Here is a 771-nt window from a genome sequence, read left to right as displayed (position 1 = left end):
AGGGGGGCGTGCTTTGACGATCTGGTGGTTATGGCAGGGGGCAAACACCCGTTCCCATTCCGAACACGGCCGTGAAACGCCCCAGCGCCGATGGTACTTCGTCTTAAGACGCGGGAGAGTAGGTCGCTGCCAGATCTTCCAAGCACGCTTCCGTCCAGGAACATGCCGATCCCGGCCCAATACTGGGACCCGATACAGGGGCCAGCAGCAACAAGCGCCGCATCGACCCTCTCACGAGGGTGATCGAGGCGCCGGCAGAACCTCCCACACACCATGTCCACTTCACGCTCCCGACGCTGCCTCCAATACCCACACAGTTCCAGGCAGCAAACTGGGAACAGCCACAAAACTTCGCCGGCACGCAACACCAGCATGCACGGCCATCACCACACCCGGCGCGGGGTGGAGCAGCCCGGTAGCTCGTCAGGCTCATAACCTGAAGGTCGCAGGTTCAAATCCTGCCCCCGCAACCATCTTTACTTGCGCCCCCGTAGCCAACGCTGCGGGGTTTTTGCTTTGTGCGGAAATCGCAAGGATTCCAGCAAGATCGCCCTGAACGTCGATCTCCAGCCGGTCCCCCGCAGGCGTCAGGATGATCTGGTCCACGAGCGTCCGCAGGGTGTCCGCGGCCTCGACCCGCCGCGCCTCGTCGTCCCCCTGAAGAGCCTCATAGAGCTGCTGGACCCGCTTGCGGTATTGCAGGGCCATGCTCGGGTGCAGCATCGGCGGTGGTTCGTCTGCTTCAGCCAGAAAACTCCTGAGTTCCGATTT

The 771-nt window shown here is 62.3% G+C and carries 1 tRNA gene and 1 rRNA gene; both read left to right on the top strand.

Annotation, left to right across the window (positions count from 1 at the left end):
• Positions 1-20 precede the first annotated feature (20 nt).
• A 5S ribosomal RNA gene (gene rrf / locus ACTIGC_RS13560) occupies positions 21-135 on the top strand.
• Positions 136-396: 261 nt separating this feature from the next.
• A tRNA-Met gene (locus tag ACTIGC_RS13555) sits at positions 397-473 on the top strand.
• Positions 474-771 lie beyond the last annotated feature (298 nt).

The sequence above is a fragment of the Glycocaulis sp. genome, from assembly GCF_051859565.1.
Lineage (GTDB): Bacteria > Pseudomonadota > Alphaproteobacteria > Caulobacterales > Maricaulaceae > Glycocaulis.
The sequence above is the reverse complement of the archived record's forward strand: the minus strand, read 5'-3'. Positions and strand labels throughout refer to the sequence as shown.